Annotated in this window: 25 protein-coding genes; 10 read left to right on the top strand and 15 right to left on the bottom strand. The window is 35.5% G+C overall.

All coding sequences use genetic code 11. The annotated features are described in order from the left end of the window. Positions 1-21: 21 nt before the first annotated feature. The 5 genes from MKY70_RS02100 to MKY70_RS02080 form a co-directional block, all read right to left on the bottom strand. Complete coding sequence (locus tag MKY70_RS02100; protein WP_341022923.1) at positions 22-1,287, bottom strand: S-adenosylmethionine decarboxylase related protein; 1,266 nt, start codon at positions 1,285-1,287, stop codon at positions 22-24. A 228-nt stretch (positions 1,288-1,515) separates the two neighbouring features. Beyond that, the gene (locus MKY70_RS02095; protein WP_088031345.1) at positions 1,516-2,184 is read right to left on the bottom strand and encodes a DUF2642 domain-containing protein; all 669 of its coding nucleotides are present in this window, start codon (positions 2,182-2,184) and stop codon (positions 1,516-1,518) included. 180 nt (positions 2,185-2,364) lie between these two features. Further along, a complete protein-coding gene (locus tag MKY70_RS02090) occupies positions 2,365-2,814 on the bottom strand; it encodes a spore coat protein (RefSeq protein ID WP_088031346.1) in 450 nt (149 codons plus the stop codon). Positions 2,815-2,834: 20 nt separating this feature from the next. Further along, positions 2,835-3,338, bottom strand: a complete 504-nt coding sequence (locus MKY70_RS02085; protein WP_088031347.1) for a spore coat protein — start codon at positions 3,336-3,338, stop codon at positions 2,835-2,837. Between the two features lie 248 nt (positions 3,339-3,586). Then, positions 3,587-3,826 carry a helix-turn-helix domain-containing protein gene (locus MKY70_RS02080; RefSeq protein WP_341022918.1) on the bottom strand — a complete coding sequence of 80 codons (240 nt, stop codon included), beginning with the start codon at positions 3,824-3,826 and terminating at the stop codon, positions 3,587-3,589. Between the two features lie 182 nt (positions 3,827-4,008). On the opposite strand from MKY70_RS02080, the gene MKY70_RS02075 reads away from it, so the two are divergent. Then, entirely contained in the window at positions 4,009-4,377 is a 369-nt protein-coding gene (locus MKY70_RS02075) for a hypothetical protein (RefSeq protein WP_002139452.1), read from the top strand. Positions 4,378-4,608: 231 nt separating this feature from the next. On the opposite strand, the gene MKY70_RS02070 is transcribed toward MKY70_RS02075, so the two are convergent. Continuing rightward, the gene (locus MKY70_RS02070) at positions 4,609-5,658 is read right to left on the bottom strand and encodes an NAD(P)/FAD-dependent oxidoreductase (RefSeq protein ID WP_033708740.1); all 1,050 of its coding nucleotides are present in this window, start codon (positions 5,656-5,658) and stop codon (positions 4,609-4,611) included. Between the two features lie 330 nt (positions 5,659-5,988). Here MKY70_RS02070 and MKY70_RS02065 point away from each other — a divergent pair, with 330 nt between their 5' ends. From MKY70_RS02065 to MKY70_RS02055, 3 genes are read left to right on the top strand one after another with little or no spacing between them, the layout of a single operon-like run. Further along, positions 5,989-6,906: an iron-hydroxamate ABC transporter substrate-binding protein gene (locus MKY70_RS02065; protein ID WP_000732562.1), complete on the top strand. Its 918-nt coding sequence runs from the start codon at positions 5,989-5,991 to the stop codon at positions 6,904-6,906. Between the two features lie 48 nt (positions 6,907-6,954). After that, positions 6,955-7,995, top strand: coding sequence for a FecCD family ABC transporter permease (locus MKY70_RS02060; protein ID WP_140152309.1), 1,041 nt, complete (start codon positions 6,955-6,957; stop codon positions 7,993-7,995). Next, positions 7,992-8,999 carry a FecCD family ABC transporter permease gene (locus MKY70_RS02055; RefSeq protein ID WP_033708739.1) on the top strand — a complete coding sequence of 336 codons (1,008 nt, stop codon included), beginning with the start codon at positions 7,992-7,994 and terminating at the stop codon, positions 8,997-8,999. The genes MKY70_RS02060 and MKY70_RS02055 overlap by 4 nt, the downstream gene beginning before the upstream one ends. Before the next feature lie 46 nt (positions 9,000-9,045). Here the strand turns inward: MKY70_RS02055 and MKY70_RS02050 are convergent, their stop codons facing one another. From MKY70_RS02050 to mtnK, 3 genes are read right to left on the bottom strand one after another with little or no spacing between them, the layout of a single operon-like run. Then, positions 9,046-9,687, bottom strand: coding sequence for an L-fuculose-phosphate aldolase (locus tag MKY70_RS02050; protein WP_002029515.1), 642 nt, complete (start codon positions 9,685-9,687; stop codon positions 9,046-9,048). A gap of 54 nt (positions 9,688-9,741) precedes the next feature. After that, a complete protein-coding gene (gene mtnA, locus MKY70_RS02045) occupies positions 9,742-10,785 on the bottom strand; it encodes an S-methyl-5-thioribose-1-phosphate isomerase (RefSeq protein WP_033708738.1) in 1,044 nt (347 codons plus the stop codon). 12 nt (positions 10,786-10,797) lie between these two features. After that, the gene (gene mtnK / locus MKY70_RS02040; RefSeq protein ID WP_088031349.1) at positions 10,798-12,027 is read right to left on the bottom strand and encodes an S-methyl-5-thioribose kinase; all 1,230 of its coding nucleotides are present in this window, start codon (positions 12,025-12,027) and stop codon (positions 10,798-10,800) included. A 590-nt stretch (positions 12,028-12,617) separates the two neighbouring features. Here mtnK and ahpC point away from each other — a divergent pair. Beyond that, complete coding sequence (gene ahpC / locus MKY70_RS02035; protein WP_000924420.1) at positions 12,618-13,181, top strand: alkyl hydroperoxide reductase subunit C; 564 nt, start codon at positions 12,618-12,620, stop codon at positions 13,179-13,181. A gap of 14 nt (positions 13,182-13,195) precedes the next feature. Then, positions 13,196-14,722 (top strand): alkyl hydroperoxide reductase subunit F, encoded by a 1,527-nt coding sequence (gene ahpF, locus MKY70_RS02030; protein WP_002029512.1) that lies wholly within the window; start codon positions 13,196-13,198, stop codon positions 14,720-14,722. 50 nt (positions 14,723-14,772) lie between these two features. On the opposite strand, the gene MKY70_RS02025 is transcribed toward ahpF, so the two are convergent. After that, positions 14,773-15,381, bottom strand: coding sequence for an SAM-dependent methyltransferase (locus MKY70_RS02025; protein WP_002029511.1), 609 nt, complete (start codon positions 15,379-15,381; stop codon positions 14,773-14,775). 151 nt (positions 15,382-15,532) lie between these two features. Further along, the gene (locus MKY70_RS02020; protein WP_002029510.1) at positions 15,533-16,648 is read right to left on the bottom strand and encodes a M20 peptidase aminoacylase family protein; all 1,116 of its coding nucleotides are present in this window, start codon (positions 16,646-16,648) and stop codon (positions 15,533-15,535) included. A gap of 289 nt (positions 16,649-16,937) precedes the next feature. On the opposite strand from MKY70_RS02020, the gene nhaC reads away from it, so the two are divergent. Beyond that, entirely contained in the window at positions 16,938-18,359 is a 1,422-nt protein-coding gene (nhaC, locus tag MKY70_RS02015) for a Na+/H+ antiporter NhaC (protein ID WP_002010164.1), read from the top strand. Here the strand turns inward: nhaC and MKY70_RS02010 are convergent. Beyond that, positions 18,356-19,633 carry a hypothetical protein gene (locus MKY70_RS02010; protein ID WP_016126495.1) on the bottom strand — a complete coding sequence of 426 codons (1,278 nt, stop codon included), beginning with the start codon at positions 19,631-19,633 and terminating at the stop codon, positions 18,356-18,358. The two genes, nhaC and MKY70_RS02010, sit on opposite strands and share 4 nt — an antisense overlap. A 93-nt stretch (positions 19,634-19,726) precedes the next feature. Here MKY70_RS02010 and MKY70_RS02005 point away from each other — a divergent pair, with 93 nt between their 5' ends. Both MKY70_RS02005 and MKY70_RS02000 read left to right on the top strand, forming a co-directional pair. Continuing rightward, on the top strand, positions 19,727-20,836 hold the full coding sequence (locus MKY70_RS02005; RefSeq protein WP_088031350.1) for a mandelate racemase/muconate lactonizing enzyme family protein: 1,110 nt from the start codon (positions 19,727-19,729) through the stop codon (positions 20,834-20,836). Positions 20,837-20,850: 14 nt separating this feature from the next. After that, a complete protein-coding gene (locus MKY70_RS02000) occupies positions 20,851-21,546 on the top strand; it encodes a GNAT family N-acetyltransferase (RefSeq protein WP_341022907.1) in 696 nt (231 codons plus the stop codon). A 69-nt stretch (positions 21,547-21,615) separates the two neighbouring features. Here the strand turns inward: MKY70_RS02000 and MKY70_RS01995 are convergent, their stop codons facing one another. Together MKY70_RS01995 and MKY70_RS01990 are read right to left on the bottom strand one after the other, a co-directional pair. Then, positions 21,616-22,323: a M48 family metallopeptidase gene (locus MKY70_RS01995; RefSeq protein ID WP_088031352.1), complete on the bottom strand. Its 708-nt coding sequence runs from the start codon at positions 22,321-22,323 to the stop codon at positions 21,616-21,618. 121 nt (positions 22,324-22,444) lie between these two features. Continuing rightward, on the bottom strand, positions 22,445-22,975 hold the full coding sequence (locus tag MKY70_RS01990; protein ID WP_088031353.1) for a YehS family protein: 531 nt from the start codon (positions 22,973-22,975) through the stop codon (positions 22,445-22,447). A 230-nt stretch (positions 22,976-23,205) separates the two neighbouring features. On the opposite strand from MKY70_RS01990, the gene MKY70_RS01985 reads away from it, so the two are divergent. Further along, positions 23,206-24,117, top strand: a complete 912-nt coding sequence (locus MKY70_RS01985; RefSeq protein ID WP_088031355.1) for an endonuclease NucS domain-containing protein — start codon at positions 23,206-23,208, stop codon at positions 24,115-24,117. A gap of 105 nt (positions 24,118-24,222) precedes the next feature. Here MKY70_RS01985 and MKY70_RS01980 read toward each other — a convergent pair whose 3' ends face one another. Beyond that, a complete protein-coding gene (locus tag MKY70_RS01980) occupies positions 24,223-26,238 on the bottom strand; it encodes a GAF domain-containing sensor histidine kinase (protein ID WP_088031356.1) in 2,016 nt (671 codons plus the stop codon). Between the last annotated feature and the right edge of the window lie 202 nt (positions 26,239-26,440).

Raw genomic sequence — 26,440 nt, 5'->3', positions numbered from 1 at the left:
TCCTTCCTTTTCAGTTACAATTTATATCCATCTTACCCTATCATTTAGCAATCCATCTGTAAAATTATTATATCCTACTACAAAATCCTTCATATATAAATTTAAATATTCCCCGTACTTACTTTCAGTATTTAATAATAATTCTTCTACATAATAAGCGCCTTGTCCAAAAGTATCTAACAGTAAACTACATAAGCCAGCATAAATTCCACACCCCACTTGGAAGTACGTCGCATTTGTTTTATATTTTTGAAAAACTTGGCTACTATTCATTACATTATACATGTATGTCTCATTATGTTCATAAACGAGTAACACACCGACTAAATCTTCTCCTATAATATCATCTTCTGCTGGATTAAATACTTTACGATTCCAATTCCATAAATCTTCCACTTTGTCTAAGTTCTGTCTAATTAAGTTTGTTGTATACTCATTGATCCGATAAAGAAAACCCACTTCCATATTAAAAGATTTCCCTAAAATTAAAACTTCTTCATGTGGCATTAAGCAACCATAAAATTCTTTTTCACCTAACTTTACTTTATACTCTGAAGCATATACATCCTCATAAAAGTAAAGTGGACGATGATGACTCATATACATAGGATAACTCCATATCGCTTCATCAAGAAAACGCTCAACTGCCCATGATGCATAAAGTGTATGAGGTTTTATAAGCTCTTTATCATTCAAAAATGAATTATCATGTTCTACAATATAGCATGCTCGCGGCTTTTCATTTGGACGTTCTTTCATAAGCTCAACAACCATCCATTGAACAACACCAGGATTCATACCTGAGCCTATAATCGCTCTTGTATTTGTAAATGTTTCTTTCTCCTTTTCAAACCTCGTATACCTTTCCGTAAGCTGAAAACCAAGTAAACTATCGTCTTGATCTACTGCCTCATTTTCCAAAGCCGAATTAATATAACAAATGCCAAGGTCATTACAACAACTCAGTACCCTAATTGTATCTGCACCTGAAACATCAATAACAACCTTCGTTCTTTTTTCCTTTAAATGATGTTTAAATTTGACTACATCTTGAAGGTCTATTTCATATAAAAAAAATTGCTCTTTCAAATTTGGAAACAACTCATCATAATAACTTTTATCTTTTTGTTTTATATCCACCAAATGGAAGTTCACATTCTTTATCACTTCATAAATTGGATCTTTTTCATTTACTACCGCTTGATTCAAAATTGCTAACACTGCTTTTGCTGCTCCACCCGCACTGCCAAGTAATGTAATCGAAAACGAATCTGGAAACTGCTCCACAAACAAAACCCCTTTAATAAAGTAGTTGAGCAGCACTTCCTCAAAAGTGAGTTGAATACACCAAAAGGTAGCTCGTACATCTTTAGTACAAGATTGCCCCTTCAAAGATCACACTAACATACCTATATGATATTCAATTCATTTTCCCCCTCATATCCAAATCGAATTAAACAAATAGGCTCGACCTTTTCTTCCCTATATAAGAAAAAGCCAGCCCTTTCAACTAGTCTACGGACAATGGACAGATTTTACATGTTGAATATTTACATACATTTTTGCATCACGTGCTTTTAATATTTCAATATGCCCTTCATCAATTTTCGCCATCTTTCCGATTTTATTAGACTCTTCACCTAAATCAAACACCATAATTTTCCCAGACATTTTAATAAGCTGTTCTTCAAACGTTCTCGCTAAAGTAATATTTAATGGATTTACGGGGAGTTCATTTTTATTGAGGGAATAAGGGACTTGGTTCTCTTTATAAGGAATTAGCCATTTCAAATGCTTTAAAGATATATATACCGTTTTATAAACTGGACTATAAAAAACAATATAATCGTTCATTACACTTGTAACATAACCGTGTATCGGAACATTTCCTGCCACATAAATTTCTGTAAAAATCCCTTTAGATGTGATTAATACTTTTCTCAAAGAAATTGAAGGTGATTCCCTCTTAATTACAGAGTCCACACCAGGCTTTAATATTTCTTCATCATGCTCTCTTAAAAATTTATAATACTGGATATGGTATAAAGATATATATACATAGTCTTGTCCATTGTAAAGAACTACAATATCATTTCCTACATCAATTAATACACCTTTAAATTTTTTTTCACCGATCAATTTAACGTATATGTTTTCTCCAATATTTTTATTTAACTCATTCATCTATATCCTCCTTCCTATGAAATACTACTTTTCCTGTCTTACATTTCTAAAAAATAATCAGGGGCAATGTTCTATCTTTTAATAGTAAGAAATTCTTTTTCATATACCGCAAAATAATTGCAGCGAAATAAGAAATTATTCTTCACTTTCAATCATAATGCCCCTCTTATTTATTAAACATTATTCATCTTCATTCTTTTTACATTTAACTACTTGACTCACACTCTTAATATGATAATTAATTATATAAATGACTTCATCACAGTTTACTAGTGTAATACATTCTTCATGCACATCACTTAATAAACCTTCTACACACTCTGGTCCACCGCGATTAATCTTTACCCACTTATACTTCAGGTCACGTAATACATCGACAAAAGTATCATCATCAGAGCAGAAACATGAACTATAGCAATCGCCACATTTACTTTCTTTCACTTTCTTCACTAAACTCTTCACATGTTTCAATTGGTAATATACTAATTCACCAAGAGGAAGTTGTAATGTAAGGTAATCTCTCCCTAACGATACAAGTATCCCCACCCGACTCTCTGGTCCACCAAGATTTACTTTTACAGTCTCACCGACTAAACACTTAATTTGCTCACAGCATAATACACTCTCCAAGGTTGTATCCTCCTTTCTTATTATCTTCCTCTATTTGATTGTCTTTGTGCGCGAGCTCGACCCGAATTATCACTTTCACTATTGCTTTCACTATTACTTTCTTCGCTCTCTCTGCACTCTACTGTGACACTCTTTATATGGGACACTGCAATTAATATAATTTCTTCTTTTGCAATTAATGTCACAAACTCACAAGAAACATCTTGTAAAATACCTTCAACTTTTTCTGGACCACCGCGATTAATTTTCACCCAGCGATATTTAAAGCTTTGAAGTAGCTTTTCAAAGTCATATTCACATTCAAACCATCCACAATCATCCGCTTCACAATCTTTCGTGTTTTTTGTAATGCTTTTTAGATGGCGAAGCTGATAGTAATACAGCTCTCCTTTTTCATTCTTTAATACAAAGTAATCCGAACATACTCCAACTATTATTCCTTTTTGAGATTCTGGACCACCCCTATTTACTCTCACGTAAGATCCAATTAAGTCTTTCAAAAAATCACAATGAAATAAACTCACGAGAAAACCCCTTCCATTAATTTATAAGCTTTTGCACTGATAGTATATGTATCTGTACAGGTTATGTTCGCTATGTTTGTCCCCGCTATGAAAAAATATGCTTTTAACTAATAGTACTAATCCCTATAAAATCTTCTTTCCCTTAAAGTAACTCTAGGATTTCGGATGACTTTTTCATCCCTTAATATAAAAAGCCCCCGTATTAAGATACATTTCTGCATATCTTAATACGGGGGCTTTTTATAAATTTAATCTTCGTCTTTAACATCCATATCTTCTGGAATTGGTTCATTTAATATTTCTTCCACTAACTGCTTATATTTCTCCATTTGTTCTAAATGTGTATTAAACTGTTCCTTATTTATTAAATATTGCTCTCCATCAAACAATGTACGAACTTTCTTTTGCTGAATTAAGTCTTCAACATACGATTTTGGTAATTTCAAATACTCCGCAGCCTCTTCTATCGTTATATACAATGTGTTCATTCCTTTATTATTTTTTCATATACATAATGTATCTTACTTTATTTTTGTAAACAAATAAAAAAGATTTTGTAAATACAAATTAAAAAGCAGGTAGATGCATTCCATATATTGTATAATAGTATAGTAAGTATTTTTTTAAATATAGAATGGTATTACCCATTTACACAAAGGAGAGTTAACATATGGCTACTCGTCACATCATTACAATGTTAGAAAAAACATTACGAGTTGAAACAGAAAACACAATTTCTCATCTATCTAAATCTTTATCCGATCGTATTCTTTCACAAAGTGCAGCAGTACATGAAAATAATTGTTATCATACGATTGGTGAATGGTACAAAAATCATTTCTTATTCCAACAAGATGATTTCCTTTGGGCTAAATACGTTTTCTATGATGCATATTGTGAAGCTATAAAAAAACAAGGCAATCTTACAAAACGCGTTCGTCAAATATTAGAATCATTAGCTCGACAACATGGAAAACAATATATTATTTCTATACAAAATATTCCATTTCCTAATGAACAGGAAAAAGGGACAGCATAATTTAATAATGGTCCGCACAAACCAACTATAGATTCATTGTTTCCTAGAAAGATTTACAAATAAAATGTTCAAGTCTTTGTATTCCCTTTTTATAGAAATACATTCATATGACATGAACTAATGAAAACGGTGTCATGAAAATGATTGAAAATATAGTAAACAGGAAAAACCCCATTTGTATCTCTCATCCATAGAAATAGAGATGTAAATGGGGGTATACTTGTTCCTTTATTATTTCATCATCTGCTTAATCAATTCTCGATTTCTCTTCTTAAATACTTCATTATGGGAAGAAACCATTCCGTACTCACTTGCATCAGGTTGAATAAATTGTTTCGCTTTATTCACAGCGTTTCCAGCATCTTGGAATGCCCCTGCAATTAAATGTAATTTTCCGTCATGCTTTAAAATATCTCCAGCGGCATATAATCCGTCTACAGAAGACTCACTATTTGCATTACCTGCAATATAATAATTATCTATAATCGCAACGTCTAACTCACTATTTTCCAATAATGTAATGTCACGTTCATATCCATGATTAATAATAACTTCATCGATAGATAAATGAGAAACTTCTCCAGTTTCATGATTTGTTAATTCTACATATTCAATCGCTTCATGGTTATCACCAGCAATTAATTTTGTAATCGATGTATTAAAGAAACATTCTGCTGAACTGTTCATAAGTTGTTTTACTTGTGCTTCATGACCAGATAATTCTTCTTTTCTATATGTTAAATAAACTTTTTTCGCGATTGGTTCTAATTCGTTCGCCCAATCAATTGCGGAGTTCCCTCCGCCTGAAATAATTACCGTTTTATCTTTGAAACGTTTTAACGATTTAACTGTATAATTTAAATTTGAGACTTCGAATCTCTCAGCACCTTCAATTGATAACTTTTGTGGATTCAATATACCACTCCCAGTTGCGACGATCACTGTTTTTGAAAAATGTTCTTCCCCAGAGCTTGTTGTTAACGTAAAAATGCCATCCTGATTACGAATAATTGATTCTATTTTTGTATTCAATACAACTTCAGGCTGAAATGTTAATCCTTGTTGTACAAGTTGCTCAATTAATTTCTCACCAGTAACCGGTAATAATCCGCCAATATCCCAAATCATTTTCTCCGGATAAACATGTATTTTTCCACCTAACTGTGGTTGAAATTCTATTATTTTCGTTTTCATCTCTCTTAGTCCACTATAAAAAGCTGAATAAAGCCCTGCAGGTCCTCCGCCTATCACAGTTACATCAAACAATTCTTCTTGATTCATTCGTGTCACTCCTCAGCTACTAATAATTGATTATCATTCTCAATAAAATATAACTTGTTTTTATAAATTTTACAATCAAAATCACTATTGACAATACACCTATATAAAATTATAGTATTTAAAGAATCAATAGTGATAATCATTATCAATTTGTTAATTATTAGCAACTGTGAGGTTACATCTTCTTCTATTACTATGGTGAATACTACATGGTAAAATCTCAAGTTCAAGATTGTTAATAAGACTTTTGTATTACCACTAACTTTTCAAAAAATCAAAGCTAAACAATTTATTGTATATCACATATCATCTATCAAAAGGAGAAAGACGATGAAAAAATTATTTATTTCACTAACAGTTCTGTTCGTCCTTGTTATGAGTGCTTGTAGCAACGGTTCAACAGACAAGAAGAACGACGCAAAAGGTAAGAAATCAGAAACAATTACATACCAATCTGAAAATGGTAAAGTAGAAGTTCCAGCAAATCCACAACGTGTTGTTGTCCTATCATCATTCGCTGGTAACGTAATGTCATTAGGTGTAAATCTTGTTGGGGTAGATTCATGGTCTAAACAAAACCCACGTTTCGATAGCAAACTGAAAAATGTCGCTGAAGTATCAGATGAAAATGTTGAAAAGATTGCAGAATTAAATCCAGATTTAATCATTGGTTTATCAAATATTAAAAATGTTGATAAGTTAAAGAAAATCGCTCCTACTGTAACATACACTTACGGAAAAGTTGATTACTTAACACAACACTTAGAAATCGGTAAATTATTAAATAAAGAAAAAGAAGCAAAAACTTGGGTTGATGATTTCAAGAAACGCGCACAAACAGCTGGAAAAGACATTAAAGCGAAGATTGGTGAAGATGCAACAGTTTCTGTTGTTGAAAACTTCAACAAACAGCTTTACGTATACGGCGAAAACTGGGGCCGCGGAACAGAAATTCTTTACCAAGAAATGAAATTAAAAATGCCTGAAAAAGTAAAAGAAAAAGCTTTAAAAGAAGGATATTACGCATTATCTACTGAGGTATTACCTGAGTTTGCTGGTGATTACTTAATCGTAAGTAAAAACAAAGATACTGATAACTCATTCCAAGAGACAGAATCATATAAAAACATTCCAGCAGTAAAAAATAATCGTGTATATGAAGCAAACATGATGGAATTCTATTTCAATGATCCACTTACATTAGATTTCCAACTAGACTTCTTCAAGAAGAGCTTTCTTGGTCAATAATACAAACATGAGGAATTCTTAATTTAAGAATTCCTCTTCCTTTATTCTATGAAAAGAAAAGATGTGAAACGAATGAAAAAAGAGCAAGACAACCTACGTTCCAACGCTTTTACATACAAATTAATTTTGAGTATCATTGCATTCTTTCTTATTTTTATGTTTGCAATGGTGTTAGGCGCTGCAGATACTTCTATAAAAGACGTATGGTTAGCACTTACTTCCTCTGCTAAAGGAGATAAGCTATCCATCCTTCGTGAAATACGTTTACCACGTGAAGTTGCTGCTATTTTTGTAGGAGCTGGACTCGCTGTTTCTGGTGCAATTATGCAAGGATTAACGCGAAACCCACTTGCCGATCCTGGATTACTTGGCCTAACTGGTGGCGCAAATGCTGCACTTGCACTAACACTTGCCTTCAATCCTTCTATAAGCTACCTTTACTTAACACTAGCTTGCTTTATCGGTGCTGCAATTGGCGCTATTATGGTATTTGGAATTGGCATGGTGAAAAAGGGCGGACTTTCCCCTCTTCGAATTGTATTAGCTGGTGCTGCTGTTTCAGCATTTCTACTTGCAATCTCAGAAGGTGTTGGCATTTACTTTAAAATTTCACAAGATGTATCAATGTGGACTGCCGGGGGAGTAATTGGAACGAGTTGGAGCCAATTAAAAATTATTATTCCGGTTATTTCAATAAGTATATTTCTCGCTATCTTACTTGCGAGAAAATTGACAGTCCTTAGTTTCAGTGAAGAAGTTGCTGTTGGACTCGGCCAAAAAATTATCGTCATTAAAACAATTTTATTTATCATTATTATCTTGCTTGCAGGTGCTTCTGTAGCGCTTGTCGGAAACATGGCATTTATCGGCTTAATGATACCTCATATGGTTCGTCCAATCGTTGGACCAGATTACCGTTTTGTTATACCGATGTCAGCGATCGCTGGTGCTTCCTTTATGCTGCTCGCAGATACAATCGGACGTACAATTAACGCTCCGTATGAAACACCAGTTGCTGCAATCGTCGCAATTGTAGGATTACCATTCTTCCTATTTATTGTACGTAAAGGAGGAAGATCTTTCTCATGATGCAATCTATTCTAAAGAAACAACGCCTTATCATACTTGCATTACTCATACTTACCATCACAACAATTGTAATTGGAATGGGACTCGGTTCTGCCGCTCTCTCCTATGACAGATTAATCCCAACACTTATGGGACAAGGTACATTTAAAGAAGAATTCGTTTTATATTCTTTAAGGCTACCTAGAATCGTCATTACATTATTAGCCGGTATGGCACTCGCTTTATCAGGTGCTATATTACAAGGTATTACCCGAAATGATTTAGCTGAACCTGGTATTCTCGGCATTAACGCTGGTGCTGGTGTTGCAGTTTCTGTTTTCTTTCTATACTTCCCGATAGACGTAGGTTCATTTCTTTACCTACTACCAGTCGTTGGATTTATCGGTGCGTTTCTAACAGCTGTTCTAATTTACGTATTTTCATATAGCAAATCCACAGGCCTTCAGCCAATAAGATTAACATTAACCGGCATCGGTTTTTCATTTGCACTATCTGGCGCGATGATTGTACTTATTTCATCTGCAGATCGTATGAAAGTAGACTTTATCGCTAAATGGATTGCCGGAAACATTTGGGGAGATGACTGGACATTTGTTTTAGCAATGCTTCCATGGCTAATCGTATTAATCCCATTTGTCTTCTATAAAGCAAATCGATTAAATATACTAGCATTAAACGAACCAGTAGCAATCGGTGTTGGAATTGAAATTGAAAAAGAACGAAGATACTTATTAATCGCCGCCGTTGCACTTGCTGCCGCTGCTGTTTCCGTAACAGGAGGCATTAGCTTTATCGGACTTATGGCTCCTCACATCGCCAAATCTTTAGTAGGTCCAAGGCATCAAATATTCATCCCTATCGCCGTTTTAATCGGCGGATGGTTATTACTACTAGCGGATACAATTGGACGAAATATCGTCGAACCTAGCGGTATTCCAGCTGGTATTGTCGTTGCTTTAATTGGTGCACCCTACTTTATGTATTTGTTATTGAAGAAGGCATAGAGAAACACCCTCAAGATTTTTTTCTTGAGGGTGTTTTCATTTCATTCTACTGCTGCCCATACCCTTCAAACTTCTTCGCCAAATTCTCCATCTCGTCTTCTGGCAGTAATTTCGGTTCTCCGACACTTTTCGTTTGATAATAAATTTGAGCACAAAACTCTATTTCTTCTGCAATAGTAAACGCCATTTTTATATTATTCGCTCCGGCCATTAAACCATGGTTCGCAAGTAAAACTGCACGGCGATCAATCATGCCCTCGAAAGCAGCCTCTGCTAATTGCTCCGTACCAAATGTTTCATACGGTGCACAGCGTACATTCGGGCCTGCAAAAGCAATTAAATACGATACTGCAGGAAGTTCCCACCCTAATGATGCGATTGTCTTCGCGTAAGGAGAATGTGTATGCACAAGCGCATTTATATCTTCACGATTTCTATAATAGATAAGGTGCATATCTAATTCGCTTGATGGTTTTCTCTCTCCTTCTATCACTTCACCATCTAAATTCAATATAACTACATCTTCAGGCGTCGTTTCATAATAATCTAGACCACTTGGGCTAATTGCAACAAGACCTTGTTCACGATTGAAAATACTAATATTACCGCCAGTCCCCTTTGTTAAACCACTAGAAATCATTTTCTTTCCGTACGCTACAACTTCTTCTCTTTCTTTTTGCAGTAACATATACATCCCCCTAGTAAGAAACTTATGATGACTATTTTTCTAAAAACTATCTACTTATTGAAATAGCTTTTTTAAATTCTCCATAAACGGTGCTTTTACAATCCCTTTTTCCGTAATAATCGCTGTTACATTTTCATATGGCGTGACATCAAATGCCGGATTGTATACTTTACTTTCTTGCGGAGCAGAGTATTGTCCGAAACGATTGATCACTTCAGAAGCATCTCTTTCTTCAATTGGAATTTCTTTTCCTGTCAGTGTTTTCAAATCAATTGTCGGCGTTGGTGCTGCTACATAAAATGGAATGTTATAATATTTAGCCAAAATCGAAACACCTAATGTTCCAATTTTATTTGCTACATCCCCGTTTGCTGCTACACGATCACATCCAACGATTACTGCATCGATTTTCCCTTGTGACATGACCATTGCCGCCATATTATCTGTAATGACCGTGACATCAATTCCCGCTCGCTGCAGTTCTAATGCCGTTAACGTTGAACCTTGTAATCTAGGGCGTGTTTCATCGGAATAGATTTTTAAGTCCCATCCTTTTTCTTTCGCTAAGTACATTGGAGCTGTCGCAGTTCCATACTTAGTCGTTGCTAACGCACCTGCATTACAATGCGTTAATACCCCCATACCATCATGGAATAATGTTAATGCATGTTCTCCAATTTGACGGTTAATTTCTTCATCTTCTCTATGAATCTCTTTTGCTTCTTCTAATAATCTATCTTTCAACTGCGCAATTGATAAGTGAGCATTCTCTTTCGCGACACTTTCCATTCTTTCAAGCGCCCAAAATAAATTTACTGCCGTCGGTCTTGATGTCGCTAAGTATGCACATACCTTTTTTACTTCCGCTATGAATTCTTCCGCCGAACTTTCCGCAACTTCCTTTACTCCTAAATACACACCGTAGGCTGCTGAAACCCCTATTGCCGGCGCTCCTCGTACTTTCATTACTTGAATCGCATCCCACACACCCTCAGCCGTTTTAAAAGATTCATAGACTACTTCGTTCGGTAATACCGTTTGATCCAATAACACTAAAGCATCATCTTTCCACTGAATTGGTATTAATTGCTCTGCCATCATCTTCTCCCCTTATTTCGCACTATGCATTGACTGTTTTTTTAACGTTTCTACAAAGCTACTACCTGTTTCATATTGATTCGCTTGTAAAATAAACTTCCTCGCTGCCTGAAGACAAATCCGCTCCGCTCTAGCACGCGCTGCATCATTCTCAATACAAGTAATATCCTTTACCTTCGCTAGACCAACAATACGACGAATTAGCTCAAGACCCGTCACTGCAGATGTATCCTCTAATACAGATTGTAAATAAACTCGGTTAAAGCCTTCTTCTTTCGCCATAATCTCTGTCACATGAATATCCCAAGCATCTAAAAACTTCTTCTTAAATAAATCAATTACATCTATCATGGTAGATTCTATCCAGTTCATATATGTATCTTTCTCAATACCAGATTGCATCACTGCATCTGCATTCACCCAAGCAAACATTAAATTCGCCATTATATTCCCAACGTCATATCCCATAGGTCCATAAAAAGCAAATTCAGGATCAATAACCTTTGTAGAATCACTTTTTACAAAAACAGAACCAGTATGTAAATCACCGTGAAGCAACGCTTGTGCATTCGTCATAAAAGAAAACTTAAGTTTTGCTACTTCCATACGAAGCTCTTTATCACTATAAATATGCTCCCTAATCCATCCTTCATTTAATTGAAACAATTCGTTGCGTTTATTATGGTTTGTGAATGGCTCTGAATATACGAGGTCCTCTGTAATCTCACATAACTCAGGATTTATATAATTCTTCACGAGTTCCTTCTTCTCTTTATGATTCATTACAACATCTGATGTTAATAGAAGAGTATTTACCATAAAAGTAGTTAAATCATCAGCAAGCCTCGGAAACATTTGATGATTTATGAGTGCTGTACGCAATATTGTGTGATCTGATAAATCTTCCATCACGCAACAATTCATCACACTATCAAACAAATATACATTTGGCACGAGTCCAGATGCTAACTCTCCTTCTAATCGCAAAACATCTGATTCTATACGGATTCGATTCGTCGACAACTTAAACTCATCTGAAATACGCGCTGTATCCCCAGCTTGCTTTACAATGACAGAAATGTTCTTCTGTTCATCCCAAACGCGGAACACATAATTTAAATTACCATCACCTATTTCTTTACACTTTAGCCCCTTTGCATGCTCGAACTTAGGTAATTTCTCTTGCACATATGCAATCACATCTTTAGCTTCCATTAAAAAATACTTCGTGAACTTAGACATGGTTTCCCCTCCACACTAAATGTAAACGTTTTCTAAAAGCCGTAAAAAATAATAGACTGAAACTTTTTCAATCTATACTACATCTTCTCTATTGCAATACATATCTCGCTTTTATTATATCTTGTTAGAAATGAGCGTCAATGTTTCTATTTCTCATTGCAATATGCTTCTTATTATATATATTTATGATGACAATAATTGTTCACAAAGATTCCGATACATTTTGTTTTATTTATTACACAATTCTTTGTAAAATAGAAGTAAGCAGTTCCTTTTCAAATCCACAACTTCTAAGAAATATTTCCTTCCTAAGAATTTATACTTACACCATGTCTCTAACATACACACTACTCTTTCAAACACTCATTGAAAATTTATGACTTGAAAATTACCTTTTAATTCCCTAGCAGCCTTAATTGAGAATAAATATTAATTAAATTGGTATAAAGTTGGTCTATTCTCTTGACAAAATAACCACTTCTATATGATAATTAATATCGAATTAGAATTATTATAGTTAATTAAAAAATATATTTTATGAGCAAACTAATTTCCGATGCTCAAAACCAACCTTTAGGAGGAATTTTAATATGTTATTAATCGGCACAGAAGTAAAACCGTTTAAAGCTAATGCTTACCATAATGGAGAATTTATCCAAGTTACTGACGAAAGTTTAAAAGGAAAATGGAGCGTAGTTTGTTTCTATCCAGCAGACTTCACATTCGTTTGTCCAACTGAACTTGAAGACTTACAAAACCAATACGCAACTCTAAAAGACTTAGGCGTTGAAGTATACTCTGTATCTACAGACACTCACTTCACTCACAAAGCATGGCACGATAGCTCAGAAACTATCGGCAAAATCGAATACATTATGATTGGTGACCCAACTCGCACAATCACTACAAACTTCAACGTTTTAATGGAAGAAGAAGGTCTTGCTGCTCGTGGTACATTCATCATCGATCCAGACGGCGTTATCCAATCTATGGAAATCAATGCTGACGGTATCGGCCGTGACGCAAGCATCCTTGTTAACAAAATTAAAGCAGCTCAATACGTACGTAACAATCCAGGTGAAGTTTGCCCAGCTAAATGGCAAGAGGGTTCTGCAACACTTAAACCAAGCCTTGACCTTGTAGGCAAAATCTAAGGAGTTCGATCAAAATGATACTAGATGCAGATATAAAAACACAACTATCCCAATACCTTCAGTTAATGGAGAACGATATTTTACTTAAAGTAAGCGCAGGAGACGATAACGTATCTAAAGATATGTTATCTCTAGTAGATGAATTAGCTACTATGTCATCTAAGATTACAGTAGAAAAAGTTGAACTAGAGAGAACACCAAGCTTTAGCGTAAATCGCCCTGGCGAAGACACTGGTGTCGTATTCGCTGGTATTCCATTAGGACACGAATTTACTTCATTAGTGTTAGCTTTACTACAAGTGAGTGGACGTGCTCCAAAAGTTGAACAAAAATTAATCGATCAAATCAAAAACATTCAAGGCGAATATCATTTTGAATCTTATATCAGCCTAAGTTGTCATAACTGTCCTGATGTTGTACAAGCTCTTAACGTGATGAGCGTTCTAAACTCTGGTATTACACATACTATGATTGATGGCGCTGCATTTAAAGAGGAAGTAGAAAGTAAAGACATCATGGCAGTACCAACTGTTTACCTAAATGGCGAATCTTTCGGAAGCGGTCGTATGACACTTGAAGAAATTTTAGCTAAAATGGGTAACGGTCCAGATGCATCAGAGCTTTCTGATAAAGATCCATACGATGTTCTTGTTGTTGGTGGCGGCCCAGCTGGTGCAAGTGCAGCAATTTATGCAGCACGTAAAGGCATCCGCACTGGTATCGTTGCTGAGCGCTTCGGTGGTCAAGTAATGGATACTATGGGTATTGAGAACTTCATCAGCGTAAAACGCACTGAAGGTCCTAAGCTAGTAGCAAGCCTTGAAGAGCACGTAAAAGAATACGACATCGATGTAATGAATCTACAACGTGCGAAACGTTTAGAGAAAAAAGAACTTATTGAAGTGGAACTTGAAAACGGCGCTGTTCTGAAAAGTAAGAGCGTAATCGTTTCAACAGGTGCTCGCTGGCGTAATGTTGGCGTACCGGGTGAAGCTGAGTTCAAAAACAAAGGTGTAGCATACTGCCCACACTGTGACGGTCCATTATTCATCGGAAAAGATGTAGCGGTTATCGGCGGTGGTAACTCTGGTATTGAAGCAGCTATCGACTTAGCAGGTATTGTTAAGCACGTAACTGTTCTTGAATTCATGCCAGAATTAAAAGCTGATGCTGTATTACAAGAACGTCTTAACAGCTTACCAAACGTAACTGTTCTGAAAAACGTTCAAACGAAAGAAATCACTGGTACTGATAAAGTAAACGGTATTTCTTACATCGATCGTGAAACTGAAGAAGTACACCATGTTGAATTACAAGGTGTATTCGTTCAAATCGGTCTTGTGCCAAACACAGACTGGTTAGGCGAAACTGTTGAACGCGTTCGCGGTGAAATCGTAACAGACAAGCACGGCGCTACAAACGTACCAGGAGTGTTTGGTGCAGGTGACTGTACAAATAATCCGTACAAACAAATCATCATCTCTATGGGTTCAGGTGCGAATGCAGCTTTAGGTGCATTCGATTACTTAATCCGTAACTAATTATATAAACGTGAGTTTTAAAAAAGCAGGTGCCAAGGCACCTGCTTTTTTTATAATCCTAATGTATAAACTAAAAATCTCTCATTCCCATTCTTCTCATAAGCACCCGGTAATCTTATTTCCTTCTTCAATTCAAATGCAGTCTGATTCTCCAAGAAGAAAATATAATCTTCAGAAGGGTAGTATAAAATAATATCAATTTCTCTCTCCACCGCTTCTACTGAAAGCAAAATGTTATTTACTACGTTCATAAACACTTGTACAGAAAATGGATTGAAGAAATAAAATCGGTTATCACGCGGATCAATCTCATATTCCTGCGCTAAACAACATTCAAACCGAATTTTATCTTTACTGTTTCTCACTTTTCGCGCATAACGATCACGATTATCCATTGCTTCTTTATAAAACTCTTCATTCATTTCAATTCCAACCGCTAATGCATCGCACTTATGATGCATGTAAAAATTCAATCTCCCTTTTCCGCACCCAAAGTCTACAATTCGATCGCTACTTGTTATTTCATATTGATTCAATAACTCATCTAATCCGCTATATGGCGTCGGTTCATAACGGTGATAATGCATAGACTTATTAAATCCTTTTTGCTCGCCGACAGTTTTTATATTTAATACAGCATCGTAATATTGTTCGTTCATTCGTTTGCTCCTATTAAGAAATATTACTATTATTATACACCACGTACTGAATGCTCATTTTTATCAAATTAATTGGTACGTGAAATTATATTATCGCGAAATCGAATATATCGACTTAACAACAAATTCCTACCAAAAAAACAGGAGCTTTCTAGCCCCTGTCTTCTAATACTTTCAATACAGTTTGTTTCAATATTTCTACTCCATCCATTATACAGCTATGTTCAAACTTCATATACGGATGGTGTAATCCAGGTTGTAAGTTCGCCCCTAGTCCAAGCATGACCGCTTTTAAATGGGGTCTTTTCACTGTATAGTAATGGAAATCATCGCTTCCTGTCGTATACAGTGGTCCAGTACATCCCTCTTCCCCGTACACTTCAAGAATGCCTTTCCGCATGAAACGCTCAGCTTCTTCTGACACTTCAGCTCCTGGTGCGAGATCAATCCACTCATAAGAAAGTTTAGATCCCATTGATTCAGCTGACTGAATTACTTGCTCTATTTTTCGCTTCAATTCATCTAGTAATATGTTATTTTCTGCTCTTACATCTAAACTAAAGTGCCCGTTACCTGGAATAATATTTAGATTATCACCACCAGCTTGGCATCTCGTCATCTTAACAGAATAAGACGTCTGCGGCGGTAACCATATATTTTTCAATCCAATATTGATCATCGAAATGACATCAATTGCATTTATACCTTGATGTGGGCGTGCCCCGTGTGCATCATCTCCATGAATCATCCCTTCTAAAAATGCTGCAGCTCCGTGACGAATAGATGGGGCTGCTTGTTTCAAAGGCAGTTCTTCAATCGGCCTTAAATGAACACCAAATAAGAAATCAGCATCATCCACGGCGCCCTTCTCTACCATCTTTAAGGAACCATTTCCTTTTTCCTCTGCCGGCTGAAAAATAAATCTAACAGTACCGCTATCCCATCTCATATTTTTCAATTGTAAAATAAGGCCCATCACAATTGTCATATGAGCATCGTGGCCGCATGAGTGATTCGCTTTAAATTCTCCGTCTACTTCTTGCCATAGTGCATCCATATCAGCACGAATCGCGATAACTGGATTCCCTCTTCCGATTTCAGCAATCACGCCAGGGCAATCATCAAATATTTTATATGAAATTCCTTCTTCTTTTAGAAAGTTAGTAATATAAGCTGTCGTTTCATATTCCTTCCAGCTTACTTCAGGGTTTTCATGTAAATGCTGAAAAATTTCAGTTAAACGCTCTTGTAGTTCTAATGTTTTCAAAGCTTCATTCTCCTTCCCCTAATTACAAACCATTCAGATTAATTATACTTATGAAAAACAGATGTTTTTATGAACATATTGAATTTTAAGAAAAAAGTCAATTGTTTATTTTTTAATATCGTTAATACCCGATCTCAACTCATCTTATAAAGATATCCATACAAATAGAAGATTCGATATTTTCTGTTTTTATATTGACGCTTACATCTATTTTTAGTTATTATAATTTAATAACGTCTATTTTGCGACAATTCTAAAAATACAAACATACATAATGAGGAGGCAGTTTATGAAAAGAGAAATACCTTTTGGCATAGCAATAATCCCTATTATCATTACAGTTGCAGTTATGATGGTTACAATTGTTGTATTAGAACAAAGCCCTCACGTCCCACTTATTATCGGTACAACCGTTGCTTCGATCGTCGCTTGGCGATACGGTTACAAATGGAATGACATTGAAGAATCGATGTATAAAGGAATTCGCCTTGCATTACCCGCTATCGTTATCATTATTCTTGTAGGTTTAACGATCGGTGCTTGGATTGGCGGCGGAATCGTCGCTACTATGATTTATTACGGCTTAAAACTTTTAACTCCATCACTATTTTTAGTTTCAATTACAATTATTTGTTCTATCGTTGCATTAGCAATCGGTAGCTCTTGGTCTACAATGGGAACAATCGGTGTTGCTGGAATGGGAATTGGCCTAAGTATGGGAATCCCAGCTCCAATGGTTGCTGGCGCTATAATTTCCGGTTCTTATTTTGGCGATAAAATGTCACCGCTTTCAGACACGACAAACTTAGCAGCGGGATTAACAAATACAGATTTATTCACACATATTCGTCATATGTTATTTACTACAATTCCAGGTTTAATTATTACTCTTATCGTCTATGCTTTCTTAGGAAGAAGCTTCGGTGATAACAATATCGATGCAAAAAGCATCGATCAAACGTTACAAGTATTGCAACAAAACTTTGTTATTTCGCCTTTCCTATTAATTATACCCGTAGTCGTTATGGTATTGGTCGCTAAAAAAGTCCCTGCTATACCAGCTATTCTCGTAGGTGTTATTTTAGGATTCTTATCACAAGTCTTTATTCAAGGTGGCTCTGTCTCATCAGCTGTCGGTGCACTCCAAAGTGGATTTGTCATAGACACTGGAAACAAGCTAGTAGATGAACTATTTAACCGTGGTGGCTTAAGCTCTATGATGAATACAGTTTCTATGACAATTGTCGCTATGACTTTCGGCGGAGTACTAGAACATACTGGCATTCTTCGCTCAATTGTAAATCAAATTTTAAAATTAGCGACATCATCAAAAGGACTTATCGCTTCTACCATCGCATCTTGCTTTGCAACGAATCTTACTTGCTCTGAACAATATATTTCGATTGTTGTTCCTTCAAGAATGTATGCAAATGCGTACACAGAAAAAGGACTACATTCTAAAAACTTATCCAGAGCATTAGAAGATGGTGGAACATTAACTTCTGTTTTCGTACCTTGGAATACATGTGGTGTATTTATACTCGCAACACTTGGAGTCGGTGCATTCGAATATGCTCCTTATGCTATATTGAATTTCATCGTACCTATTATCTCAATCATTTATGGTATAACTGGCTTCACAATTACGAAGCTATCTGATATTGAAAAAGCAGACCTACTGAAAAAACAAAAAGCACAACTAGAAGCTTAAAATTTTTGAAACGAATACAACGGTAAATTCAGCTCATATATTGCACGAGGGCGCCCTTGTTGATAGGGCATTTCCTCGCCGCAAATATTAGCATATCTGTAATCAACTAATTTCTTTAACAGCCTTTCCGTCGATCGCCGAGTCACTTGTAAGTACTCAGAAAGATCCGCCGCTGTAAATTTCAATGATGGATGCGATTGACTAAACTGAATAATTTTTGACAAGTTTGCAGGACTAAGCTTCGTTTCCTTCGCTATTTTCATTAATTCAGGATTATCATTTTTTAAACTTTGTACTCTCTGTTCTTTCGGGAACGGACCAAATAATTCTTTATCACTTGTTAGTATATAAAAGCAGCTTTCTATCGGATTATTCTTTGCGAAACCTCGAGCGATTTTTGCATTTTGTTCCGCTTCATTTACTGTTTTTCCGTAACCAAATCCAATAGATACTGCGCCTTCTATATTCATAAATAAACGATCTATCGTATTTGTTTTTATACTCAATTCAATATCACCACGAGTTGTATACAAAATAAAAGTCATTTCATCAACTTGTTTAAATGAACCACGTAATTCTTTTGAAATTACATTTAATTGTTCAAGCGAGCTTTCTTGTAACTCTATAAAGGATATAATACAAGCACCAACAGTAGCTGAATGGCTTTTTGCTAACTCAGCTTTTATTTTTGCATCTTTTAACCCATGTATAATTGATTGCGTTGGATCTATCATACGCTCTGAAGGAATCCCTATTTTTTGAAGTTCATCGTAGACAGCGTGAATACTAGTTAAAGCTAAATCAACCTCTCCAGATTGATATTTAGCTAAATGAAAATCAATGATTCTCTTAATTTCATCATTACTCCATAACATATTTTCATAATCCATCACTTGCGGCGTTTCTTTTAGACCGATGTCATGGAACACATTTGTAATAAACGAACGATCTACTAAATCAATTGAAATTTTATGAGGTTGAATACTTTGATGGTATATTATAGAAAGGAGTGAAGATGCGACAGTTGTCTCGTCTTGCTGCAAATATACACTTGGAATTGGTAATTGTTCTCTTATTTCTTTTGCCATATAATAAGGTAGGGCACCCGAGAAAAAGATAGCATCACAAGGTTTTAAACGCTTTAATAGTTCAGAAGATTCTGCTGGATGAAGGTAAATATATGGATCAATCTCTATTTCTTCTAGTTTATGAGCAATAGGTAAAAGATTCTCCATAAACTCTTTTGAACCGACAACTGCAATTTTTATCATCATTTTCTCTAACTCCTTATCATTAATTAACGACTATTTAACGTCAACTATATCAAATGTACAAAACCATTGTAAACAGGAAGGGGTCTTTATTCAATGAAAATTACAGCTATTCATCTTTACGCAATTCGTTTACCACTTCGCGATCCGTTTGTTATTAGTTATGGTTCTTATTCTGATATGCCTTCTATTATCGTCAAAATGGAAACAGATGAAGGCATTATCGGTTACGGTGAAGGCGTTGCTGATGATCACGTTACAGGTGAATCATGGGAAAGTACTTTCCATGTTTTAAAACATACACTAGCTCCTGCTCTAATTGGGAAAAATCCAATGAATATCGAGAAAATACACGATATGATGGACAATACGATTTACAGTGTTCCTACAGCGAAAGCTGCGATTGATATCGCTTGTTTTGATATAATGGGCAAAAAATTAAATCAACCTGTATATCAATTAATTGGCGGACGCTATCATGAAGAGTTTCCTGTCACTCACGTCTTAAGTATTGCAGATCCAGAAGACATGGCTGAAGAAGCTGCCTCTATGATTCTAAAAGGTTACCAATCTTTCAAAATGAAAGTCGGTACAAATGTAAAAGAAGATGTAAAACGAATTGAAGCTGTACGTGAACGTGTAGGAAATGATATCGCGATTCGCGTTGATGTAAACCAAGGCTGGAAAAATAGCGCAAACACATTAACAGCACTTCGTTCATTAGGTCATTTAAACATCGACTGGATTGAACAACCTGTTGTAGCGGATGATATTGATGCAATGGCTCATATTCGTTCGAAAACAGATCTTACGCTTATGATTGATGAAGGACTAAAAGGCTCTCGTGAAATGCGCCAAATTATTAAATTAGACGCAGCTGATAAAGTGAATATAAAACTAATGAAATGCGGCGGCATATATCCAGCTGTAAAACTCGCTCATCAAGCTGAAATGGCAGGCATTGAATGCCAAGTTGGATCCATGGTCGAATCATCTGTTGCCTCTTCCGCAGGATTCCATGTCGCTTTCTCAAAAAAAATCATTACTAGTGTCGAGCTAACGGGACCATTAAAATTCACGAAAGACATCGGAAACTTACATTACGACGTACCATTTATTCGCTTAAACGAAAAGCCGGGACTCGGCATTGAAATAAACGAAAATACATTACAAGAATTAACCGTCTTTCAAGACGTTGTACGCTAAAGGAGGACTAACACATGACGACTCTTTACGAAGGAACATTAAAACAAAACAACGATTCATTTCACGTTACATTACTATCTTTAGAACATATGGAACAAATTTTATCACTACAAAACGTTATAGTTGAAGCGCTAGAAGATAAAGGTCGTTTACAACCACTCTCGCTAGAAGAATTTCAATACATTCTAGAAGGAAACGGCATGATGATCGGGGCGTTTATACAAAACGAGCTCATCGCATTTCGTGCCCTACTAGTCCCTCCTATCGACGATGAACATTTAGGGCTTGATATTGGTCTACCAGAAAGTCAGCTACACCGCGTCATCTATCAAGAAATCTCAAACGTTCATCCAAACTGCCGAGGAAATGGCATGCAAAAAATATTAGCCACAGTCATCATGGATAAATTACAAAAAGAAGACAGCCAGTACGACTATGTTTGCTGCACCGTTGCACCTTTCAACATTCCTAGTTTAAAAGATAAGTTTGCGCAAGGTATGGAAATTGCTGCGCTGAAGGAGAAGTATGGCGGGAGTATGCGGTATGTTTTTGTGAAGGAGTTGCGTGGGGATAAGGAAAGAGGTTGGTCCGATGTTAAGAGCGTTCCGATGAGTGATGCTGGTGGACAGCAGGCGTTGCTTTCGGAGGGGTATCGTGGGTATGCGATGGAGAGAATAGACGATACTTTCACTGTGAAGTTTGGACGATAATCTATGTACAAAGAGAACCCTAATTCATTAGGGTTCTACTTTATTTCATTCCACAATCTAAAGTAATAACTAAACCGTCATCTTCCAACTAGATAACGCTAACCAGTTTTCCATTTCCTTATAATCAGGCATTATCTTCCCGACAAGACGCCAAAAAGATCGATCATGATTTAAATGAACCATATGACACATTTCATGAACAACTACATAATCAATTACCCTCTGAGGTGCCATTGCTAGCTTCCAATTAAACGTTAACTGTAGATTTGAATCACAAGTTCCCCACGTACGACTACTATCTGTAATACGAATAGAACGTGGTTTTGTTTTAAAATTACTTTGATGCGCTTTAATACTCTTCTCTACTAATGCTTTGCACTGCTTATAGTAAAATCGTTTCAAAGCTTGTTGTATTTTCTCATCCTTAAGCTCATTCACATAAATGTGTAGCTTATCCCCTTCAAAAACTGCATTATCTTGCGTAATACTTGCATCTTGAGAAATCTGTATCGGATACGTATTCCCTAAATACAGAAAGCCCTCGCCTTGATCATAACCCTTTTCCTGTGGTCCAAGCGCTCGCTCCTGCATTTCCTTACGTGTTTTCTGAATCCAATCCCATTTCTCCTCTAACAATTGGACTAAGTATTCAACAGGCGTTCCTTTTGGAGCTTGCACTTCCACATTTCCGTACGAATCTACAAAAAGACGCACCGACTTTTTCTTCTTATAAGTTATATGAAAATTAATTGTCTCACCTGAATATGTATGTATCATTTCATCACCTAGCATATTTGTTTATGTTATTTTTATAAATAAAAAAGAGTAGGCTACAAACGACCTACTCTAGCTATTATACCATTTACTGTTTTAACATAAATGTTACAATGCTTATTCCTTATCCTCTATAGCTTACAGCTAATCCCTTTAAGAAATTCCTTGCGTATCTATCACCGCACTCTTTGTAATTCTTATGGCCTTCTTTTCTTAATAGAGCGCTTAATTCTCCTTTTGTTACAATGACTCCTACGTCTTCTAATATATCAAGCATATCTTCACTTGTTAATGATAGTGCTATCTTCAATTTTTTTAGAACGAGATTATTAACACTTCCATTACTCTTTAAAGACATCGCTTGTCTATCCGATTGCCCTGATTTTGGATCTTGTTTTCCTCTTTTAAAAGTAATAAAACCATTCAGAAATGACTCTAACATAACATTATTGCATTTTATTTCGTAATCATATTCAACTACATCACTATCCTCAACTTCATCATAGTAACTGTTTTTTAATTTTGTCAGCATCTTTCGCACTTCTTCTTTTGTTACTTCAACGCCACCAAGTTTAAATATCTCCACCATATCTATATCTTTTATATCCAGAGCATATCTTACTCTAATTAAAATATCATTATTGCTTATTGCCATTGTTTTTCCTCCTGAAATGTTGATTATAGTAATGCTTTTAGCATGTGTAAATTAATGTCGTTAAGTTACTACTTTAACATTTTAGGGGGAGGTTTTGTAGTCTTGGGTGGATTAATGCTTTTGGGGATGAGTTTAAAACAGCAATATATGTTGTTTAGGCACTTGGAATTATCCATTTTAAACCAATTGAATTATAATGATACTAGAGTTCATACGGGAGGGAATCAATAGTGAATTATCTAATTGGTTATAAAGATGCTGAACGAAACTTCGGACATGAGGACCCAATGCTAACAGAATATACATATGGAGAGTCAGGGGCTAATACCGAAAAGCTCCTAAAAGTACAAAAGGGAGATTTTCTATTCTTTCATAAAACAATACATAACAAGCGCTATATAACCGCATATTATCTGGTCGAAGAAGTCGTGCTTGTAAAAGATATCAAACAGAATCGTTTAATCATGAATAAATATGATAATCCTCACCTAAAGAAAGAGATTCAGCAACTGACACCAAGCGAATGTATTGCGTTTGGAAATCCTATTCAATCTAAAGTCCTTCAAGTTCCTTTGGAAATTACACCTGAATTATTGAGTAAATTATCCAGGTCTGCAAACCTTAATCCTAATCAAACTTTATTAAGTGCAATTTCTTCTGCTCTTCGTACTTGGAAAGAATTGAATCCATCTGATATCAATTTATTATTAGATTTAATTGAACAAAATGAGTCCAAGGGTAGACTTACTAATAGAGTTTTAACCGCTGAAGAAGTATTTCAAATTTTAGAAAGAGATATCGAGAAATTCATCATTTCTAACCCTTCAATACTTGATGCAAACTATACAATTGAAAAATCACAGCATATCTTCTCAGATGAATCACGTTTAGATTTGTTATTAAGAGATACTACTAATAACGAATTTATTGTAGTAGAGATTAAGAAAGGCCCTATTGATAGAAACGCTTTAAATCAAATTAAACATTATATTAAACTATGTAAAGAAGAATTAAAATTAAATACTGTAAAAGGTATTTTAGTTGGTAGTGGGACATCACCTTCCTTTGAGGATGATATTAATAAAGCAAAAAAGGATAGGATAATCGTGCGAAATTACGGATGGGGATTTACTATTAATTAACATACTTGAAAATGGACAAACCTAATATAGGTTTGTCCATTTTTTATGCAACTCAAATATGAATATTTGTGGTACAGTTCACCATAACTAATCTAAATGAGGTTATTATTCATTATTTTCATAATTAAATTTAACAAAAAAGGTAGTGCCTTCCGATCCTGTTTGAATTTCTATTTTTGCATTATGACGGGCAGCAATGGCATAACATATGCCTAACCCCAATCCAGTTCCATTATCTTTGGTCGTGTAAAATGGAGTACCCAGTTTCTCAAATACTTCAGGCCTGATACCTTTTCCTTGATCCCGCACTGCAAGCACCACACAATTTTGACCTTCCTTGTAGGTGCTAATGGTTAGAACTTTCCCTGTGCTCATCGCTTCTAAGCCATTACGGTATAGGTTTATTAATAATTGCCGTATCTCATTACGATTTAAAAGTAATTCCGGAATGTCATTTGTATCGACTTGAATATATTTATTTTGATTATACGTATCAATCTTTATTAAAGGAATAATATCGTGGATAATTGAATTTAAATCTAACATCTGCAAATCCAATTTCTTTGTATTACCCATTGAGAGAAATTCAGTAATAATAGAATTGGCACGGTCAAGTTCTTCAATCATTAAATTAAAGTACTTATTATGTTTCTCATAGGTGTGCTCTTCTTTTAATAACTGCAAAAACCCTCGTACTGTTGTCATTGGATTTCTAATCTCATGGCTGATACCTGCTGCCATTTGCCCTATTAAATCTATGTTCGATAACCTTTTCAATTCCTGCTCATATTGCTTTTTTTCCGTTATGTTTTTAAAAATACAACAAATACCATCATCATACGGGTATGCAATAACTTCGTGCCAATATTCATCAGAGGTAGAAAAAAATTCAAAATAAACTGTAGTTCGCTCTGACATTGCACGATGAAGTTCCTTATACATAACTTCTTCAACGCTACTCGGGAAAATCTCCCATATATTCTTGCCTAATACATCTTTTGCTGTTTTTCTTTGTGGAAAATATTGATGCTTATTTACGTACGTGAATTCCCATGTATTATTCAAAGTAAAAAATCCATCCGTAATACTTTCAATCACACTTGTAACCTTTTCATTAGCAACAGCTAGTTCTCTCGTTCGCTCTTCCACCATGCTTTCAAGTCGATCCATATATAACAAGTTGGAAAACGTAGGTGCTGTGGCATCAACGATAGATTTTGCCAGTTGCATTTGGGAATTATCATAATTGTGAGCTTTTCCCTCTTTGCCAACGACGATTACCCCTAATACTTCTCCCATTGAAACCAATGGAATCATCAGTAGACCCTTACTATCTATATTTTTTGTTTGAATAACCTCTTGGATCTTGGCTTCATAGCTTTTCTCCACCCAATCCGCTTCTGTCCAATCACAGTCCTTGCTTAACTTCGTTGTTTTAATCGTTGTTTTGTCTAGCGGGTCTAAAAGGTGGGCAGCCATGTTTTTACTCTCTAAAATCTGTCCTAAGTAAAGAAAACATTTATCAAAACTCTCCTGTATCGAGGAACACATTGATAAATCACGGGTAACATTTAGTAACAGCTGCTTCTCGGAAATAAGGTTTTCCTTTTGTGTTAAATTATTTGCGTTTTGAATTGCGACCGCAGCCATATTTACATAAGCTTCAACACTTTGAATTTCTGAATTTGTTAAATTCATTGGAATTCCATAATCAAATAAAAAAACCAGACCAAATAACTCTTGCCCAAATGAGATAGGTAGAGCTAATAAGGACTTAATTTTGAACGCAGCAACTGGTCTCGGATCCGGCCGATGATCCTTTGATGTATCAGGAATATAAATGGTTTTTTTGGTTTCAATAACTTCTTTTGCCAGTAAGTCTATTTCAGGATCAATTACCTGAGTATCGAGCGTTACGCCATTTATTGTCTCTGGTTTTCCTGCAAACCCTCTAAATGTTCCATCTTCCTGGGGTAAATAGATTCCAACAGCGTCGCACTTAACAATCTCCTCTGATATCGCCATTGTTACACGCTGCAATACTTCACGTAGTTCTAATTTTGTATTTATTATTTTTGTTATATTCGCGAGCCTAGAATATCTCGTCTGATCACTTACCATTCACATAGCCTCCAAGTTATAGGCATAATAAAATAAACATGATAATATCAGTGAAAATCAAGACCAACCTGCCATTTTCAATTTTCTCCTGTATTCTTTTCTTACCCTTGTTTTACATAGAATATCTCACTTACTTATGATATGGTTCACCTTAATTAAAATGAAACAAACACTCATAAAATCGCTACACCCTATCCCCTCT

Origin of the sequence: Bacillus sp. FSL R9-9492 (genome assembly GCF_038007365.1) — a bacterium.
Lineage (GTDB): Bacteria > Bacillota > Bacilli > Bacillales > Bacillaceae_G > Bacillus_A > Bacillus_A mycoides.
This window is presented reverse-complemented; position numbering and strand designations above follow the sequence as displayed.

Excerpts from the sequence above, each read along its gene's own strand:
- MKY70_RS02010 (WP_016126495.1), bottom strand. The coding sequence starts at position 19,633 with ATGATGATAAAAATTGCAGTTGTCGGTTCAAAAGAGTTTATGGAGAAT.
- MKY70_RS02080 (WP_341022918.1), bottom strand. The coding sequence starts at position 3,826 with ATGAACACATTGTATATAACGATAGAAGAGGCTGCGGAGTATTTGAAA.
- MKY70_RS02065 (WP_000732562.1), top strand. The coding sequence starts at position 5,989 with ATGAAAAAATTATTTATTTCACTAACAGTTCTGTTCGTCCTTGTTATG.
- mtnK (WP_088031349.1), bottom strand. The coding sequence starts at position 12,027 with ATGTCTAAGTTCACGAAGTATTTTTTAATGGAAGCTAAAGATGTGATT.
- MKY70_RS01990 (WP_088031353.1), bottom strand. The coding sequence starts at position 22,975 with ATGGCAATAAGCAATAATGATATTTTAATTAGAGTAAGATATGCTCTG.
- ahpC (WP_000924420.1), top strand. The coding sequence starts at position 12,618 with ATGTTATTAATCGGCACAGAAGTAAAACCGTTTAAAGCTAATGCTTAC.
- MKY70_RS02060 (WP_140152309.1), top strand. The coding sequence starts at position 6,955 with ATGAAAAGAAAAGATGTGAAACGAATGAAAAAAGAGCAAGACAACCTA.
- mtnA (WP_033708738.1), bottom strand. The coding sequence starts at position 10,785 with ATGGCAGAGCAATTAATACCAATTCAGTGGAAAGATGATGCTTTAGTG.
- MKY70_RS02055 (WP_033708739.1), top strand. The coding sequence starts at position 7,992 with ATGATGCAATCTATTCTAAAGAAACAACGCCTTATCATACTTGCATTA.
- MKY70_RS02070 (WP_033708740.1), bottom strand. The coding sequence starts at position 5,658 with ATGAATCAAGAAGAATTGTTTGATGTAACTGTGATAGGCGGAGGACCT.
- MKY70_RS02075 (WP_002139452.1), top strand. The coding sequence starts at position 4,009 with ATGGCTACTCGTCACATCATTACAATGTTAGAAAAAACATTACGAGTT.
- nhaC (WP_002010164.1), top strand. The coding sequence starts at position 16,938 with ATGAAAAGAGAAATACCTTTTGGCATAGCAATAATCCCTATTATCATT.
- MKY70_RS02095 (WP_088031345.1), bottom strand. The coding sequence starts at position 2,184 with ATGAATGAGTTAAATAAAAATATTGGAGAAAACATATACGTTAAATTG.
- MKY70_RS02000 (WP_341022907.1), top strand. The coding sequence starts at position 20,851 with ATGACGACTCTTTACGAAGGAACATTAAAACAAAACAACGATTCATTT.
- MKY70_RS01980 (WP_088031356.1), bottom strand. The coding sequence starts at position 26,238 with ATGGTAAGTGATCAGACGAGATATTCTAGGCTCGCGAATATAACAAAA.
- MKY70_RS02005 (WP_088031350.1), top strand. The coding sequence starts at position 19,727 with ATGAAAATTACAGCTATTCATCTTTACGCAATTCGTTTACCACTTCGC.
- MKY70_RS02050 (WP_002029515.1), bottom strand. The coding sequence starts at position 9,687 with ATGTTACTGCAAAAAGAAAGAGAAGAAGTTGTAGCGTACGGAAAGAAA.
- ahpF (WP_002029512.1), top strand. The coding sequence starts at position 13,196 with ATGATACTAGATGCAGATATAAAAACACAACTATCCCAATACCTTCAG.
- MKY70_RS02025 (WP_002029511.1), bottom strand. The coding sequence starts at position 15,381 with ATGAACGAACAATATTACGATGCTGTATTAAATATAAAAACTGTCGGC.
- MKY70_RS01995 (WP_088031352.1), bottom strand. The coding sequence starts at position 22,323 with ATGATACATACATATTCAGGTGAGACAATTAATTTTCATATAACTTAT.